This is a genomic window from Streptomyces sp. NBC_01077 (genome assembly GCF_045162855.1).
Classification (GTDB): domain Bacteria; phylum Actinomycetota; class Actinomycetes; order Streptomycetales; family Streptomycetaceae; genus Streptomyces.
In genome coordinates this window covers 2,930,098-2,945,061 of sequence record NZ_CP108669.1, presented here as the reverse complement: position 1 = coordinate 2,945,061, position 14,964 = coordinate 2,930,098, and the positions used below count along the sequence as shown (strand labels likewise).

Genomic DNA, 14,964 nt, shown 5'->3' with positions numbered 1-14,964 from the left:
TGTTAGGTACCCTCTTGAGGAGGAAGGTAGCAGCCGATGGAGCTGGACGGGAGGGTCGTGCTCGTCACCGGCGGAACCCGCGGAGTCGGCGCGGGCATCGCACGCGCCTTTCTGCGGGCCGGCGCCCGGGTCGCCGTCTGCGCCCGCAGACCCCCGGACGCACCGGTCGAAGCGGCGGGCCGCACCGCCGAGTTCCACCCCCTCGACCTGCGGGAACCCGCCGTCGTACGGGAGTTCTTCACCGACTTCACCGCGCGGTACGGACGGCTCGACGCCCTCGTCAACAACGCGGGCGGCACGCCGTACCGCCTCCTGGGGGAGGGTGAGGCCGAACGGCACGCGCGCGTGGTCGAGTTGAACCTCACCGCCCCGCTCACCGTCAGCCTCGCCGCCCACCCGCTCCTCCGGGCCTCGCGCGGCGCCGTCGTCATGATCGGCAGCGTCAGCGGCACCCGGCCCTCCCCGGGCACGGCCGCCTACGGCGCGGCCAAGGCGGGCCTGGAGAACCTCGCCCGCTCGATGGCCGTCGAATGGGCCCCCGAGGTACGGGTCAACACCCTGGTCCTCGGCATGGTCAGGACCGAGCTGTCCCATCTGCACTACGGCGACGAGGCCGGGATCGCCGCCGTCGGCCGGACCGTACCGCTGGGCCGGCTCGCCGCACCGGACGAGATCGGGGAGGCGGCCGTCTTCCTCGCCTCCGACCGGGCGGCCTACGTCTCGGGAGCCTCGCTCCTCGTGCACGGCGGCGGGGAGCGCCCCGCCTTCCTGGATGTCGCAACCGTCAACAAGGAGAGTCGAGATGGGTCTGTGTGACGAGCGAGTGGTGATCGTGACGGGAGCGGGTCGTGGACTCGGGCGGGCGCACGCGCTCGCCTTCGCCGCCGAGGGGGCCCGGGTCGTCGTCAACGACCTCGGGGTCGGCCTCGACGGGCGCCCGGGGCCCGACAGTCCGGCGGCGGCGGTCGCCGAGGAGATCAGGGCGGCGGGCGGCGAGGCCCTCGCCCACGGTGGCGACATCGCGACCACGGAGGGCGCCGCCTCCCTGGTCGCGGCCGCCCTCGACATGTACGGCCGCCTCGACACCCTCGTCAGCAACGCGGGCTTCCTCCGCGACCGGATGCTCGTGAACCTCGACGAGGAGGACTGGGACGCGGTCATGCGGGTCCACGGCAAGGGCCACTTCCTGCCGCTGCGGCACGCGGGTGCGTACTGGCGGGCCGAGGCGAAGGCCGGGCGCACGCCGGTGGCGCGGGTCGTCCACACCACCTCGGGTGCCGGGCTCCTCGGCAGCGTCGGGCAGGGCAACTACGCGGCCGCCAAGGCCGCGATCGTCGGCCTCACCCTCGTCGCGGCGGCGGAGCTCGCCCGGTACGGGGTCCAGGTCAACGCGATCGCCCCGGCGGCCAGGACCCGGATGACCGAGCAGGTCTTCGGCGGTCTCGACGCGCCGCCCGAGGACGTCTCGCCGCTCGTGGTGTGGCTGGGCTCGGCCGCGTCGGAGGGCGTGACCGGCAGGGTCTTCGAGGCCGAGGGCGGCCGCCTCACCGTCATGGAGGGCTGGCGACCCGGCCCGACCGCGGACAAGGGCACGCGCCGGACCCCGGCGGAGGCGGGGGAGACGGCCCGGCGCCTCCTCGCGGAGGCGGAGCCGCCGCACCCGGTGTACGGGGCCTGACCGGCCGGTACCGAGGAGGCGCTATTCCGTGAGGCGCCTGGTCGCGGCGCGCTGGCGTTCGGTCGCCCCGGTGAGGAAGCGGGTGATCGTCGCCAGTTCCTCGGTCGTGAACTCCTCGTAGAGTTCGTGCACTTCGCGCGCCCAGTCGTCGAAGAGCGGGGCGAGTTCGGCCAGCTTCTCGGGGCGGGGCTCGACGAGCACCCGGCGCTTGTCCGTCGGGTGCTTCACCCTGCGGACGAAGCCCTTGCGTTCGAGGCGGTCGACGAGCCCGGTGACGGAGGCGGGGGCGAGACCCGAGTGCTCGGCCAGCTCCTTGGCGGTGAGGGCGCCGTGCCGTTGCAGCAGGTCGAGCGTCTTGGTCTCGGTGGCGCCGAGGTCCTGCTGGGCCGCCACGGCGGAGTGGAAGGCGACGGAGGCGGCGCTGGAGTCCCGGCCGGCGGCGGTGAGGGCGGCGACGACCTCGGCACGTCGTCCTGTGTCCGGCCGGCTCGACCGCTCGCTCGTGGGCATGGCCGCAGCCTAGCAAAATTTATTTAGTTCGGCCGAACGAAAGACTTGCGATCACGAGCGGACTCATGCCACTTTTTATTTCGTTAGGCCGAACGAAATAAAAGGAGGGGCCGACATGTCCGCGACAGCCACGACCGACACCACCGCCACCGGCGACCCGCACCCCGTCCACCCGCGCCGCTGGGCCGCCGCCGTCGTGATGATGGTCGCCGCCCTGATGGACCTGGTGGACGTCACCATCGTCAACGTCGCCCTGCCCTCCCTCGGGGAAGGCCTCGGCGCCTCCGAGAGCGCCCTCCAGTGGACCGTCTCGGCCTACCTCCTGGGCTTCGCCTCCACCCTCGTCGTCGCCGGCCGGCTCGGCGACCGCTACGGCCGCAAGGCCCTCTTCCTCGCCGGCACCGCGGGCTTCGGCCTCGCGAGCCTCGCCTGCGGCCTCGCCCAGAGCCCCGGCCAGCTGATCGCGGCCCGCGCCGTGCAGGGCGTCACCGCCGCCGTCCTCATGCCCCAGGTGCTCGGCTCCTTCCACAGCCTCTTCCGCGGCAAGGACCGGGGCAAGGTCTTCGGGATGTACGGGGCCGTGGCCGGCTTCGCCTCCGCGATCGGGCTGCTGCTCGGCGGCGTCCTCACCGACGCGGACCTCTTCGGGCTCGGCTGGCGCAGCGTCTTCCTCGTCAACGTGCCCGTCTCCCTCCTCACCCTGGCCGCCGCCGTCGTCCTCGTGCCCCGCACCCGTGAACGCGCCGCCGTCCGGCCTCCGCTGCTCGGCAGCCTCGTCCTCGCCGCCGGACTCGTCGCCGTCGTCCTGCCGCTCGTCCAGGGCCGCACCTGGGGCTGGCCGCTCTGGGGCTGGGCCCTCCTCGCCGCCGGAGTGCTCGCGGTGGTCGCGCTCGCGGCACGCGGCTCGGTGCTGCCCGGCCGGATGTTCACCGTGCCCGCCTTCTCGTACGGCCTCGCCGTCCAACTCCTCTTCGCCTTCGGCATGCAGGGCTTCTTCCTGGTCCTCGCGATCTGGCTGCAGGGCGGCCAGGGCTACACCCCGACCCAGGCCGGCGTCCTGCTGGCGGCCTTCTCGGCCGGCGGCTTCCTCACCGCACCCGCCGCCGAACCCCTCGCGGCCAAGCTCGGCCGGTACGTCCCGACCGCGGGCGCGCTCCTCATGGCGGGCGGCTACGGCTGGGTCTGGTACGCCATGGAGGCCGCGGCCCCCACGCACACCGGCGCCTGGCCCCTGGTCCCCGGCCTCGCCGTCGCGGGCGCGGGCCTCGGCCTCCTCGTCGTCCCGCTCGTCGGCATCGTCCTGTCGGCCGCCCCGGCCGAACTGGCCGGCGGCGCGTCCGGAGTCTTCTCCACGGCCCAGCAGTTCGGCGGCGCCCTGGGCGCGGCGGCCATCGGCACCGCCTGGTTCGCGGACCTCTCGCTCGGCGCGGCGATGCCGTGGGTCCTCGCCGCCTACGCGGCGGCTGCCCTGCTGAGCCTGCGGCTCCCGGCGGGCGGTCGCTGAGGTCCGGCCGTGCAGGCGGGGCGGCCGCCGGGTCCGAGAGGGCTTCGGCGGCCGCCCCGCGTTCCCCGCCGACCCCCGGTCACACGCGTGCACACGGGATCCGCACGTTCGCGGGCAAGGAGTTAACGTCCGGCGAATTGAAGGGAATCGGCCTTCCGGGCCGGATCTACGCGCGTCAAAATCTCAGCCATGCGAATCCCCCCTCGATTCACCCTCGCCGGCGGTGTCGCCGCCGCCCTCGTCTCCTCCCTCCTCCTCGGTGCCCCGGCCACCGCCGCACCGGCCCCCGCGCCCGCCACCGTCGTGAGCTCCGTCGCGGCGACCGCGGCCGTCGGGGACATCTGCTACTCCGACCTCCCCAGCCAGGCGTACACGACCCTGCGCCTGATCGACGCGGGCGGGCCCTTCCCGTACAGCCAGGACGGCTCCGTCTTCCAGAACCGGGAGGGGGTCCTGCCGTCCCACTCGCTGGGCTACTACCACGAGTACACGGTCAAGACCCCGGGGTCCTCCACCCGTGGCGCCCGCCGCGTCGTGACCGGTAACTCGGCGCAGGAGGACTACTACACCGCCGACCACTACGCGTCCTTCGACCTGATCGACTACGGCTGCTGAGCACGTCCGAGCAGGTCAGCCGCGGCGCGGGGACGTCCACTCCAGACGGGTCCTGACCCGGGGATCGTGGACGTGCTCCAGGGCGGCGAGTGCCGTCTCCCGCGCCGCGCCCTCCGGGTCGCCGTCCGCGAGGACCGAGGCCAGCGCGTCGACGGCGCGCGGGTCCTGACGGATCGCGAGCCCGCGCGCCGCCTCCGCCGCCGTCTCCGGATCGGTGTCGCCGAGCCGCTCGGCGAGCCCCTCCCGTACGAGAGGGGTGTCGTCGGGCAGCTCGGCGAGCGCGAGCGTCGCCCAGTCCCGCACCCGCGCGTCACCGTCCCGGCTCAACGCGAGCAGCACCCCGAGCGCCTCCATGTGCCCGGCCGGCACGATCCCGGCGAGGGCCCCCGCGACCGCCCGCCGGACGGCCGCGTCGGGATGCCCGGCCGCAGCGAGGAGTTCGGGCACGGCGGCCGGGTCCGCGCACTCCCCGAGCGCCGACACCACCGACAGGACCGGCTCCCGCGCGGACACCACCGCAAGCCCCGGCGCCGCGGGCTCCCGCCCCGGCTCGCGCGCCGACGGCACCTGCCGGCGCCCCGAAAGCCCCCGATCCCGTGACGACTCCCGTGACGGCCCCGCCACCACGACCTCCGCCGCGAGCCGGCGCAGCACCGGGACCGCGCTCGGCGCGAAGCCCGGCAGGGCGCCGAGCACGCGCGCGCCGAGCGCCCGGCGCAGGGGGTCGCGGTACGCGCACCACGCGGCCGCCGCCACGAAGGTCTCCTCGTCGGCCCGGCCCGCCAGTTCCGCCACCGCCGTCGTCCAGTCGTCGAGCTCCGGATCGCCACAGCGCAACGCCCGCGCCGCCAGCTCCTCGTGCGAGGTGTGCAGGCCGAGCGCCGCCTCGATGAGCGTGGAGATCGCCGCGTGCCCGGTCTGGCGGTCGTCGCCGCGCCCCGGCGCGCCGTCCTCCCGCAGCAGTTCGACGACGACCGTCACCCCGCCGTCCTCGCGGACCCGGCGGATCACCGCCTCGTACGTCTGCCCGCCCTCGTTCCCGGCGACGAGTCCACGCCGCAGCTCGGCCGCCATGTCGGCGCCGATCCAGCGCCGCGCTTCCCGCAGCGCGGCCTCCCGGGCGTTCGCCCCGTGATCGAGGAGCGCCCGTACACAGCCGGTGGAGCCGCGCCGGGCGGCGGCCACGAGCGGCAGGACCCCGTCGGGTCCGCGCCGGTCGGGATCGGCCCCGTACTCCAGGAGCACCCGGGCCGTGTCGGCGTGCCCGAGCCGCAGGGCCCAGGCCAGGGCCGTGAAGCCGTACGCCTCCTCCTGGTCGGGCGCGGCGCCCGCCGCGAGCAGCGCTCGCACCACCGCGGTGTGCCCGCCGACGGCCGCCCCGCACAGTGGCAGATCGTCGCCGTCCTCGCCGCTGCCCCGGCCCGGGTCCGCCCCGGCGGCCAGCAACACCCGGACGATTCCGGCCTCGTCGCCGACGGCCGCGCGGTACAGAGCGGTCTCCCCGTCCTCCCGGTCCTCGGGGTCGGCCCCGTCCCGCAGGGCCTGTACGGCCCCGTCCTCGTCCCCGTCACGGATGGCGTCGAACAGCGTGCTCATGCGCCGACCCTGACCCGCCGTCCGGCCCTGGCGCAAATCGATTCCCGCCCCGGCGCGGCGAACGGCTGCCGCCCCCGCTGCTCGAAGCCGGGCGCGATCGGCCTCATCCGCCGGACACCCCTAACCCGCGCACTCCAGGACCGAGCGGCACACCCCGCACCGGGCCCGCAGCGCCCGTCCCGCCGGGACCCGCAGGCGCTGTCGGCAGACCGGGCAGAGGAACGAGACGCCGGTCGCGGGCGCCCCGCCCTGGAAGGAGTACGGGGCCTCCTCGCCGGCCCGCCCCCGGCGCCGCTCCCAGCCGTACCGCCGGCGCTCGGCCCAGCCCGCCCCGGCGAGCGGCGGCACCGCCCGCTCCCGGTCGGCCTCGGCCCGGCCCCGTACCCACGCCTCGTACGCCACCGCGCTGGTGAACCACGGCGAGGGGTCCTCGCCGAACACCTCGGCCCGCTTGGCGAGGACGTAGCCGAACTCCTCCGGGGTCAGATAGCCGAGCTTCTGGCTCTCCACGCCGTCCTGCCGGAACGCGTCGAGCAGCAGCCAGCCCGCGCCCAGGTACGTGGTGACGACGTCGGTGAGGATCTCGTTCTCGGCGGTGCCGGGGAAGCCGAGGCCGAGCCGGTGCAGCAGGACATGGGTGATCTCGTGGGCGAGGGCCGCGCCGATGTCCCGGCGGCGGGTCCTGAAGCGGTCGTTGAGCTCCACGAAGTACTCGGGTCCCGCGGCGAGGTCGACGGCCGCCGCGTACTCCATCGGCCGGAAGCTCACCACCAGGCGCGCCTCGGGCAGCCGCAGGTGCCGGACGAGGGCGCGGGCCACCCGCTGGGTGCCCAGGTGCAGGTCCTCGTCGTCGCCGAGGGCCACATCGGCGGCGAGCACGCTCGCCGGGTAGCGGTGTACGCCGTCGGGGGAGAGGCGACGGTAGAGCGCCGTGAGCGAGGCCCCGACCGTGGTGCGGTGCGGGAAGCCGTGGGCGACACGGTCGCCCTCCTGACGGTTCGACATACCGGATCCCCCCTCTCGTCCACTGTACGATCCCGCCGTTCGGTGTGGCCGAAAAGGCTTCCTTGTGGGGGCAGTTGAGCGTTGTCCATAATCCGGACATGACTTGACGGGCGCATGTCATCACCCGTCGAGGCAACCCCCCATGAAAGAAGGCAGACACGTGAATCAGAACCGAATGGTCCGTGCGCTCCAGAAGCTGGCCGCGGCCGGCGCCGTCGTCCTGGCGGCCGTCAGCCTCCAGCCCACCACCGCCTCCGCCGCCCCCGCCCCCGTCGTCGGAGGCACCCGCGCCGCCCAGGGCGAGTTCCCCTGGATGGTCCGGCTCTCCATGGGCTGTGGCGGCTCGCTGATCACCCCGCAGGTCGTCCTCACCGCGGCCCACTGTGTGAGCGGCTCCGGCAACAACACCAGCATCACCGCCACCGCCGGAGTCGTGGACCTGCAGAGCAGCAGCGCGATCAAGGTCAAGTCCACCAAGGTCCTCCAGGCCCCGGGCTACAACGGCAAGGGCAAGGACTGGGCGCTGATCAAGCTCGCCAGCCCGATCACCTCGCTGCCCACCCTGAAGATCGCCGAGACCACGGCGTACAACAGCGGCACCTTCACCGTGGCCGGCTGGGGCGCCGCCCGTGAGGGCGGCGGGCAGCAGCGCTACATGCTCAAGGCGAACGTGCCGTTCGTCTCGGACGCCTCCTGCCAGAACTCGTACGGCAGCGACCTCGTCCCGGCGGAGGAGATCTGCGCCGGCTACAGCCAGGGCGGGGTCGACACCTGCCAGGGTGACTCCGGCGGCCCGATGTTCCGCAAGGACAACGCGGGTGCCTGGACCCAGGTCGGCATCGTGAGCTGGGGCGAGGGCTGCGCCCGCGCCGGCTACCCGGGCGTCTACACGGAGGTCTCGACCTTCGCCGCCGCGATCAAGTCCGCGGCGGCCACGCTGTAGCGGAACGCACGAACCGGTGCCCCGGAGCGGCCTCGGCTCCGGGGCACCGTCCTGCCTGACGCCGTGGTCCGGTGGGAAAGCCCCGCCTGACGCCGATCTCCGGTGGGAAGACTCAGAGGACGCCCAGCTCGACGCCCGGCACCCCGCCCCCCTCCACTTCGAGGACCCACACCTCGTTCGCACCCTCCCGGAGCACCGGGCCCGGCACGAACAGCGCGTCCTGCGGGCCGGCCGTCCAGTACCGGCCCAGACAGAAGCCGTTCACCCACACGAAGCCCCGGGTCGCACCCGGCAGCCGCAGCACCGCGTCCCCGGCCCCGGTCACCTCCAGCGTCCCCCGGTAGAGGCCCGGTCCGCTCCGGTCCGCCACGGACTCGAACCGCACCTTGTCCACGGCCGCCGCCTCGAAGGCATCCAGGCGCAGCCCCCGGGCCCGGAACCCGTGCAGATACTGCCGCTCGTGCCGTACGCCGCCCGTGATCCCCTTCGACTCCGCCAGCCGCGGCCCGTAGTTGACCCGCCCGAGCGACTCCACCCACAGGTCCACCACCGCCGACCCGCCCACCGGCTCCGCGAGCGTCACGTCCTCGCCGTCCGCGGTGTCCAGGACCCCCGAGGGAAGCCCGTCGACCCACACCACGGCCCGGTCCCGCAGCCCCGTCACCCCCAGCGGGTACGGCTGCCGGGGGCCCGGCACCGTCACCCGGTAGCGGACCAGGCCCCGGTCCACCCGGAGCTGCTCGAAGGTCGGCGGCACCGGCGTCACCGACTCCTCGCCACCGAGCACCCCCAGGACCCCGCCCAGCGGCGCCCAGCCGTCGAAGCCACCCCGCACCGGGCCCGCCAGCCGGGCCGGCGGCTCCGGAAGCTCCGGCAGCGGCCCCTCCGCGTACGCCGCGAGCACCTCGCGGAAGCGCCAGAACTTCTCCGTCGGCCGCCCCGCCTCGTCCACCGGCGCGTCGTAGTCGTACGAGGTCACCGTCGCCCGCAGCGGCCCGTCGTGCAGGTCACCGGCCCGGTTCGCGCCCGCCCAGCCCCCGAAGTTCGTGCCCCCGTGCGCCATGTAGACGTTCACCGAGGCCCCGCACTCCAGGATCTCCCGCAGCGACTCCGCCGCGTCCGCCGCGTCCCGCACCGCGTGCTCCGTGCCCCAGTGGTCGAACCAGCCGCACCAGAACTCCATGCACATCAGCGGCCCCGAGGGCTGATGGCGCCGCAGCGTCGCGAAGCCCTCCCGGGCCCCCGAGCCGAAGTTCGCCGTGGCGAGCACCCCCGGCACCGAGCCGCCCGTCAGCATGTGGTCCTCGGGACCGTCCGAGGTGAACAGCGGAACGCTCACCCCGCAGCCGCGCAGCAGCTCCGCCACCCATTCCAGATAGGCCAGGTCGCTGCCGTAACTCCCGTACTCGTTCTCCACCTGCACCAGGACCACCGGCCCGCCCCGGTCGATCTGCCGCTCCACCACCTGCGGAAGCAGCCGCCGGAACCAGTCCTCCACCGGCGCCAGGAACTCCGGGTCGAGAGTCCGCACGCGCCGCCCCAGCGGGCCGGTCAGCCAGTGCGGAAGGCCGCCGTTCTCCCACTCTGCGCAGATGTACGGCCCCGGGCGCACGATCGCCCACATCCCGGCCCGCGCCACCGCGTCCAGGAACCGGCCGAGGGCGTCCGCGTCCGCGTACCGGCCGGGCTCCGGCTCGTGCAGATTCCAGGGGACGTACGTCTCGACGCAGTTGAGGCCCATCGCGCGCAGCATCCCGAGCCGGTGCTCCCACTGCTCCTCGTGCACCCGGAAGTAGTGCAGCGCCCCCGACAGAAGCCGCACCGGCCGCCCGTCGAGCAGAAAGTCCTCGTCACCCACAGCGAACGTGCTCATGGCCTCACCCTCGCCCTCTGGCGGCGAACCGGTCCATGGACAAAGATCGTCGCAGTTTGGACGTTAGAGTCGGCCCGGCCCCGAACCGCCGGACCGGCCCTGGGGAGGGGCACCACCGCATGTACCACACCTGGATGCGCTACTTCACGCCCAGCCCCGTCCACCACCGCCTCGGCCTCGTCTGCCTCGGCGTCGGACTCCAGCACGGCACCCTGCCGACCGTCGGGCCCCGCACCCTCGACCACCACGTGGCCGTCGTCGTCTCCGCCGGCAGCGGCTGGTACCGGGGCGCCGACGGACGCCGCACCACCGTCACCGCGCCCGCGCTGCTCTGGCTGACGCCCGGCACCCCCCACCACTACGGCGCCGACCCCGGCACCGGCTGGGACGAGTCCTTCGTCGACTTCACCGGACCGGCCACCACCACCTACACCGAGCTCGGCTACATAGAACCCGACCGGCCCGTCGTCCCCCTCGCCGACGCGGCCCCCGCCCGCGCCGCCATCAGCCGGATCGCCCGCGCCGCCCGCCCCGGCAACCCCCTCCTGGAGGTCGAGACCGGCGCCGCCGTCCACGAACTGCTCGTCGCACTGCGCCGGGCCCGTGCCGACACCAACGCCGACGGCGACCCCGTCCTCGCCGCCCTCGCCCGCGACGCCTTCCAGCCGCTCTCCGTCGCCGAACACGCCGCCCGGCACGGCATGACCGCCGCCGAACTGCGGACGGCCGTCCGCCGGGCCGCCGGGTGCAGCCCCAAGGACTACCTGCTCACCGTGCGTCTCGGCCGCGCCAAGGAACTCCTCGCCGCCACCGAGCTGCCCGTCGCCGCCGTCGCCCGCCGCGTCGGCTACGACGACCCGGCCTACTTCTCCCGGCTGTTCACCCGCCGGGTCGGCACCGCCCCCATCCGCTTCCGCGAACAGCAGGGCCGGTCCGTGCACGGCGGCTGGAGCAACACCGTTCCGGATCCCGAACACCCGCCCACGATCCTCCCGAGATCCGTCTAAGCTCGCAGATCATGAGTGACTCCACCCCGTCCCAGCCCGTCGACGAGTCCGTACGGGCCGAACTGACCCGGCTGCGCGAAAGCATCGACAACATCGACGCGGCGGTCGTGCACATGCTCGCCGAGCGCTTCAAGTGCACCCAGCAGGTCGGCGTCCTCAAGGCCCAGCACCAGCTGCCGCCCGCCGACCCGGCCCGCGAGGCCCGGCAGATCGCCCGGCTGCGGGAACTCGCCGGGAGCGCGAAACTGGACCCGGCCTTCGCGGAGAAGCTCCTGAACTTCATCATCGCCGAGGTCATCCGCCACCACGAGACGATTGCGGACGGAGCACGCTGATGGCCCGCGTCACGGTCTTCACCCTCGGAGGGACGATCTCCGCACGCGGCGGCGACGCGGCCCGGATGAGCGGCCAGGAGGTCCTCGCCGAGCTGGGCGGGGACCACGACGTCGTCCTCAACGACTTCCGCCGCGTCCCCAGCTCCACCCTCACCCACGCGGACCTCGCCGCCCTCGCCGCCGAGGTCCGCGCCACCGTCGCCGCCGGCTCCGGCGTGGTCGTCGTCCAGGGCACCGACACCCTGGAGGAGACCGCCTTCCTCCTCGACCTGCTCTGCACCACCGAGCAGCCGATCGTCGTCACCGGCGCCATGCGCCGCCCCGACCTGCCGGGCGCCGACGGCCCCGCCAACCTGGCCGCCGCGCTCGCGGTCGCCGCCCACCCGGCCTGCCGGAACCTCGGCGTCCTCGTCGTCCTCGCCGACGAGATCCACGCGGCCCGCCTCGTCCGCAAGACCCACACCACCTCCGTCGCCACCTTCGCCTCACCCGGCGCGGGGCCGCTCGGCACGGTCGTCGAGGGCGAGCCCCGCATCCTGCTCCGCCCCGCCGTCCCGGCCGCGTTCTGCACCCTGAAGCTCGACCCCGAAGTACGGGTGGCCCTGGTGACCCTCTCCCTGGGCGACCGAGGCGAACTCCTCGACGCCGTCGACCACCGCTTCCAGGGCCTCGTCGTCGCCGCCTTCGGCGCCGGTCACGCCCCCGCCTGGCTGGTCGAACCGCTCGCCGAAATCGCCCGCCGCATCCCGGTCGTCCTCGCCTCCCGTACGGGCGGCGGCGCGACCCTCTCGAGCACCTACCGCGGCCCCGGATCCGAGTACGACCTGCTGCACCACGGACTGATCCCGGCCGGCCCCCTCGACCCCGCCAAGGCCCGGATCCTGCTCCACACCCTGCTGTCCAGCGGCGCGGCCGGCCCGGCCGGCTACGACCGCCCCCGGATCACCGCCGCCTTCGCCCACCTGAACGGTTCGGGACTCGCCTGAGAACGGCGGGAACGGACGGTCTTGACCCCACCACCCCTGCCCGGCGCCGAAGGCATCGGGCAGCATAGGGCCATGTCCGTACTGACGCGCGACGAAGCGCAGACCCGTGCCCAGCTCCTCGACGTCCAGCACTACAGCGTGGACCTCGACCTCACCACCGGCGACGAGACCTTCGAGTCCACCAGCCTCGTCAGGTTCACCGCCCGCACCGCCGGGGACACCTTCGTCGAGCTGAAGCCCGAAACCCTGCACTCCGCCCTCCTGGACGACGAGCCCCTCGACGTCACCACCCTGGAGGGCAACCGCCTCCCGCTGCGCCTGAGCGAGGGCGAGCACGTCCTGCGGATCCGTACGGCCATGCGGTACTCCCGCACCGGCGAGGGCATGCACCGGTTCACGGACCCCAGCGACGGCGAGTCGTACGTCTACACCCAGCTCTTCATGGAAGACATCCAGCGCGTCTTCGCCGCCTTCGACCAGCCCGACCTGAAGGCCGTCTTCGAGGTGTCCGTCACGGCCCCCGAGGGCTGGACCGTCCTCTCCAACGGCATCACCGAGCAGGGTCCCGACGGCCGCTGGCAGGCCGCCCCCACCCCGCCGCTCTCCACCTACCTCGTCTGCGTCGCCGCCGGCCCCTGGCACTCGGTCCGCACCGAGCACGCCGGGCTGCCCTTCGGCATCCACTGCCGCCGCTCCCTCGCAGCCCACCTCGACGCCGACGCCGACGAGATCCTCGCCGTCACCAAGGCCTGCTACGACCGCTTCCACCAGAAGTTCGAGGAGCCGTACCCCTTCGACTCCTACGACCAGGCCTTCGTCCCCGAGTTCAACGCGGGCGCCATGGAGAACCCCGGCCTCGTCACCTTCCGCGACGAGTTCGTCTTCCGCTCCGCCGTCACCGTCACCGAGCGGCAGACCCGCGCCATGATCATCGCCCACGAGATGGCCCACATGTGGTTCGGCGACCTCGTCACCCTGCGCTGGTGGGACGACATCTGGCTGAACGAGTCCTTCGCCGAGTACATGGGCTACCAGACCATCAACGAGGCCTGCGCCGACCTCTTCCCCGACACCTGGGTCGACTTCGGCGTCACCAGGAAGGCCTGGGGGTACGAGGCCGACCAGCGGCCCTCCACCCACCCCGTCGCCCCCGCCCCGGAGTCCGTCCCCGACACCGCCTCCGCACTCCTCAACTTCGACGGCATCTCGTACGCCAAGGGCGCCTCCGCCCTCCGCCAGCTCGTCGCCTGGCTCGGCGAGAAGGACTTCCTCGCCGGCATCAACATCCACTTCAAGCGCCACAAGTTCGGCAACGCGACCCTCGCCGACTTCATCGACAACCTCGCCGCCGCCACCGAACGCGACGTCCACGCCTGGGCCGAACAATGGCTCCGCACCACCGGCGTCGACACCCTGACGCCCGCCCTCACCGGCGAGGGCCTCCGCTGGCAGCTCGCGATCGACCGCGACGGCAGCCGCCCGCACCGGATCGCCGCCGGCCTCTACGACCGCGACCCCTCCGGCGAACTCGTCCTGCGCGAGCGCCGCGAACTCGACGTGCCCCAGACCGCGCCCGCCGAACTCACCGGCCCGCGCCCGGCCCTCATCGTCCTCAACGACGAGGACCTCACCTACGCCAAGCTCCGCTTCGACGAGGTGTCCGAGGAGTCCGCCCTGCGCGGCCTCTCCCGCATCCCCGACGCACTGACCCGCGCCGTGGTCTGGAACGCGCTCCGCGACATGGTCCGCGACGGAGACCTCGCCCCGCGCGAGTACCTGGAGATCGCCCTCGCGCACCTCACCGAGGAGACCGAACTCGCCCTCGTCCAGGGCGTCCTCGGCTTCGCCCGGACCCAGATCGCCGACCGTTACGTCACCGAGGACGAGCGGCCCGCCGCCCTCGCCACCATCTGCGAGATCGCCCGCGCGCTCCTTCGCCGCACCGAGGACGGCGAAGCGCCCGGACTGCGGCTCACCGCCGTCCGCGCGTACATCGACAGCACCGGCACCCCCGAAAAGATCACCTCCTGGCTCGACGAGGGCACCGTCCACGGCGGACCGGAGCTCGACCCGGAGCTGCGCTGGCGCATCCTGGCCCGCCTCGCCGTCCTCGGCGCCACCGACGAGCCCACGATCACCGCCGAACTGGAGCGGGACCCGAGCGCCACGGGCCAGGAGGGCGCGGCCCGCTGCCGTGCGTCGCTCCCCACGGCAGAGGCGAAGGCGACGGCCTGGTCGGCGCTCTTCGACACGGACGACCTCTCCAACTACCTCTTCACCGCCACGGCACAGGGCTTCTGGCAGCCGGAACAGGCGGACCTCGTACGCGAGTACGTCCCCCGCTTCTACCCGGCCGCCATCGCCCTGGGCGCCCGCAGGGGCGCCGTGATGGCCGAAGCGGCCGGCCGCTACGCCTTCCCGTCGTACGCGATCGACGCCGACTCCCTGGCCCTCGGCGAGTCCCACCTCACCGACGACACCATGATCCCGGCCCTCCGCCGCAAGCTCATCGACCAACTCGACGACCTCCACCGAGCCCTGACGGCCCGCAACGCCTGACCCCGTTGTGGGCACGGGCCCCCACCCACCCCCGTTGTGGGCACGGGCCCCCGTCCCCCCGTTGTGGGCAACTGTTCCTCCCCCAGACTCCGTCCGGGGGGACCCCCAGGGCGGAACGGGTGGGCACAACGGAACGGCGCCCCTTGCCGGGCCCAGGCTTCCGCGCTTGAACCCGCACCACAGGTGCGCCGTGCCAGGTGGTGCGGGTCCAGGCACAAGAGGTGGAGGCGCCGCCAGAGGGCGCCGTCCCGTGTGCCCACCCGTCCCTCCCCCAAGGACTTCGTCCAGGGGGGACCCCCATGCGGGACGATTGCCCACACGGGGTGGGGCGGGGGCGGCGGGTCCCTCGTTCG

General features: G+C 73.9%; 13 protein-coding genes. 9 read left to right on the top strand and 4 right to left on the bottom strand.

The genetic code is table 11. The annotated features are described in order from the left end of the window. Window positions 1-36: 36 nt before the first annotated feature. Complete coding sequence (locus OG462_RS13120; protein WP_406057526.1) at window positions 37-816, top strand: SDR family oxidoreductase; 780 nt, start codon at window positions 37-39, stop codon at window positions 814-816. Continuing rightward, complete coding sequence (locus OG462_RS13115; protein ID WP_406057524.1) at window positions 803-1,678, top strand: SDR family oxidoreductase; 876 nt, start codon at window positions 803-805, stop codon at window positions 1,676-1,678. The genes OG462_RS13120 and OG462_RS13115 overlap by 14 nt, the downstream gene beginning before the upstream one ends. Window positions 1,679-1,699: 21 nt before the next feature. On the opposite strand, the gene OG462_RS13110 is transcribed toward OG462_RS13115, so the two are convergent. After that, on the bottom strand, window positions 1,700-2,188 hold the full coding sequence (locus OG462_RS13110; protein ID WP_406057522.1) for a MarR family winged helix-turn-helix transcriptional regulator: 489 nt from the start codon (window positions 2,186-2,188) through the stop codon (window positions 1,700-1,702). A 115-nt stretch (window positions 2,189-2,303) separates the two neighbouring features. Between OG462_RS13110 and OG462_RS13105 the strand changes: the two genes are divergently transcribed. Further along, a complete protein-coding gene (locus OG462_RS13105) occupies window positions 2,304-3,692 on the top strand; it encodes an MFS transporter (RefSeq protein ID WP_406057520.1) in 1,389 nt (462 codons plus the stop codon). Between the two features lie 189 nt (window positions 3,693-3,881). Beyond that, complete coding sequence (locus OG462_RS13100) at window positions 3,882-4,307, top strand: ribonuclease domain-containing protein (RefSeq protein ID WP_406057518.1); 426 nt, start codon at window positions 3,882-3,884, stop codon at window positions 4,305-4,307. Between the two features lie 15 nt (window positions 4,308-4,322). On the opposite strand, the gene OG462_RS13095 is transcribed toward OG462_RS13100, so the two are convergent. Further along, window positions 4,323-5,903, bottom strand: a complete 1,581-nt coding sequence (locus OG462_RS13095; RefSeq protein WP_406057516.1) for an ankyrin repeat domain-containing protein — start codon at window positions 5,901-5,903, stop codon at window positions 4,323-4,325. A gap of 120 nt (window positions 5,904-6,023) precedes the next feature. Further along, entirely contained in the window at window positions 6,024-6,908 is an 885-nt protein-coding gene (locus tag OG462_RS13090; protein ID WP_406057515.1) for a hypothetical protein, read from the bottom strand. Between the two features lie 175 nt (window positions 6,909-7,083). Here OG462_RS13090 and OG462_RS13085 point away from each other — a divergent pair, with 175 nt between their 5' ends. Next, a complete protein-coding gene (locus OG462_RS13085; protein WP_406066519.1) occupies window positions 7,084-7,851 on the top strand; it encodes a S1 family peptidase in 768 nt (255 codons plus the stop codon). Window positions 7,852-7,963: 112 nt separating this feature from the next. Here OG462_RS13085 and OG462_RS13080 read toward each other — a convergent pair whose 3' ends face one another. Continuing rightward, window positions 7,964-9,724: a glycoside hydrolase family 35 protein gene (locus OG462_RS13080; RefSeq protein WP_406057513.1), complete on the bottom strand. Its 1,761-nt coding sequence runs from the start codon at window positions 9,722-9,724 to the stop codon at window positions 7,964-7,966. Between the two features lie 119 nt (window positions 9,725-9,843). On the opposite strand from OG462_RS13080, the gene OG462_RS13075 reads away from it, so the two are divergent. The 4 genes from OG462_RS13075 to pepN all read left to right on the top strand — a co-directional run bounded on the left by OG462_RS13075 (window position 9,844) and on the right by pepN (window position 14,611). Beyond that, window positions 9,844-10,731, top strand: coding sequence for a helix-turn-helix domain-containing protein (locus OG462_RS13075; RefSeq protein ID WP_406057511.1), 888 nt, complete (start codon window positions 9,844-9,846; stop codon window positions 10,729-10,731). 11 nt (window positions 10,732-10,742) lie between these two features. Continuing rightward, window positions 10,743-11,066 (top strand): chorismate mutase, encoded by a 324-nt coding sequence (locus tag OG462_RS13070; RefSeq protein ID WP_406057509.1) that lies wholly within the window; start codon window positions 10,743-10,745, stop codon window positions 11,064-11,066. After that, the gene (locus OG462_RS13065) at window positions 11,066-12,052 is read left to right on the top strand and encodes an asparaginase (protein ID WP_406057508.1); all 987 of its coding nucleotides are present in this window, start codon (window positions 11,066-11,068) and stop codon (window positions 12,050-12,052) included. The genes OG462_RS13070 and OG462_RS13065 overlap by 1 nt, the downstream gene beginning before the upstream one ends. Before the next feature lie 72 nt (window positions 12,053-12,124). Continuing rightward, window positions 12,125-14,611 carry an aminopeptidase N gene (gene pepN / locus OG462_RS13060; RefSeq protein ID WP_406057506.1) on the top strand — a complete coding sequence of 829 codons (2,487 nt, stop codon included), beginning with the start codon at window positions 12,125-12,127 and terminating at the stop codon, window positions 14,609-14,611. The last annotated feature ends 353 nt before the right edge of the window (window positions 14,612-14,964 follow it).

Coding starts and splice junctions, on each gene's coding strand:
- OG462_RS13120 (WP_406057526.1), top strand. CDS start 37: ATGGAGCTGGACGGGAGGGTCGTGCTCGTCACCGGCGGAACCCGCGGA.
- OG462_RS13065 (WP_406057508.1), top strand. CDS start 11,066: ATGGCCCGCGTCACGGTCTTCACCCTCGGAGGGACGATCTCCGCACGC.
- OG462_RS13085 (WP_406066519.1), top strand. CDS start 7,084: ATGGTCCGTGCGCTCCAGAAGCTGGCCGCGGCCGGCGCCGTCGTCCTG.
- OG462_RS13115 (WP_406057524.1), top strand. CDS start 803: ATGGGTCTGTGTGACGAGCGAGTGGTGATCGTGACGGGAGCGGGTCGT.
- OG462_RS13090 (WP_406057515.1), bottom strand. CDS start 6,908: ATGTCGAACCGTCAGGAGGGCGACCGTGTCGCCCACGGCTTCCCGCAC.
- OG462_RS13080 (WP_406057513.1), bottom strand. CDS start 9,724: ATGAGCACGTTCGCTGTGGGTGACGAGGACTTTCTGCTCGACGGGCGG.
- OG462_RS13070 (WP_406057509.1), top strand. CDS start 10,743: ATGAGTGACTCCACCCCGTCCCAGCCCGTCGACGAGTCCGTACGGGCC.
- OG462_RS13105 (WP_406057520.1), top strand. CDS start 2,304: ATGTCCGCGACAGCCACGACCGACACCACCGCCACCGGCGACCCGCAC.
- OG462_RS13075 (WP_406057511.1), top strand. CDS start 9,844: ATGTACCACACCTGGATGCGCTACTTCACGCCCAGCCCCGTCCACCAC.
- OG462_RS13110 (WP_406057522.1), bottom strand. CDS start 2,188: ATGCCCACGAGCGAGCGGTCGAGCCGGCCGGACACAGGACGACGTGCC.
- OG462_RS13095 (WP_406057516.1), bottom strand. CDS start 5,903: ATGAGCACGCTGTTCGACGCCATCCGTGACGGGGACGAGGACGGGGCC.
- pepN (WP_406057506.1), top strand. CDS start 12,125: ATGTCCGTACTGACGCGCGACGAAGCGCAGACCCGTGCCCAGCTCCTC.
- OG462_RS13100 (WP_406057518.1), top strand. CDS start 3,882: ATGCGAATCCCCCCTCGATTCACCCTCGCCGGCGGTGTCGCCGCCGCC.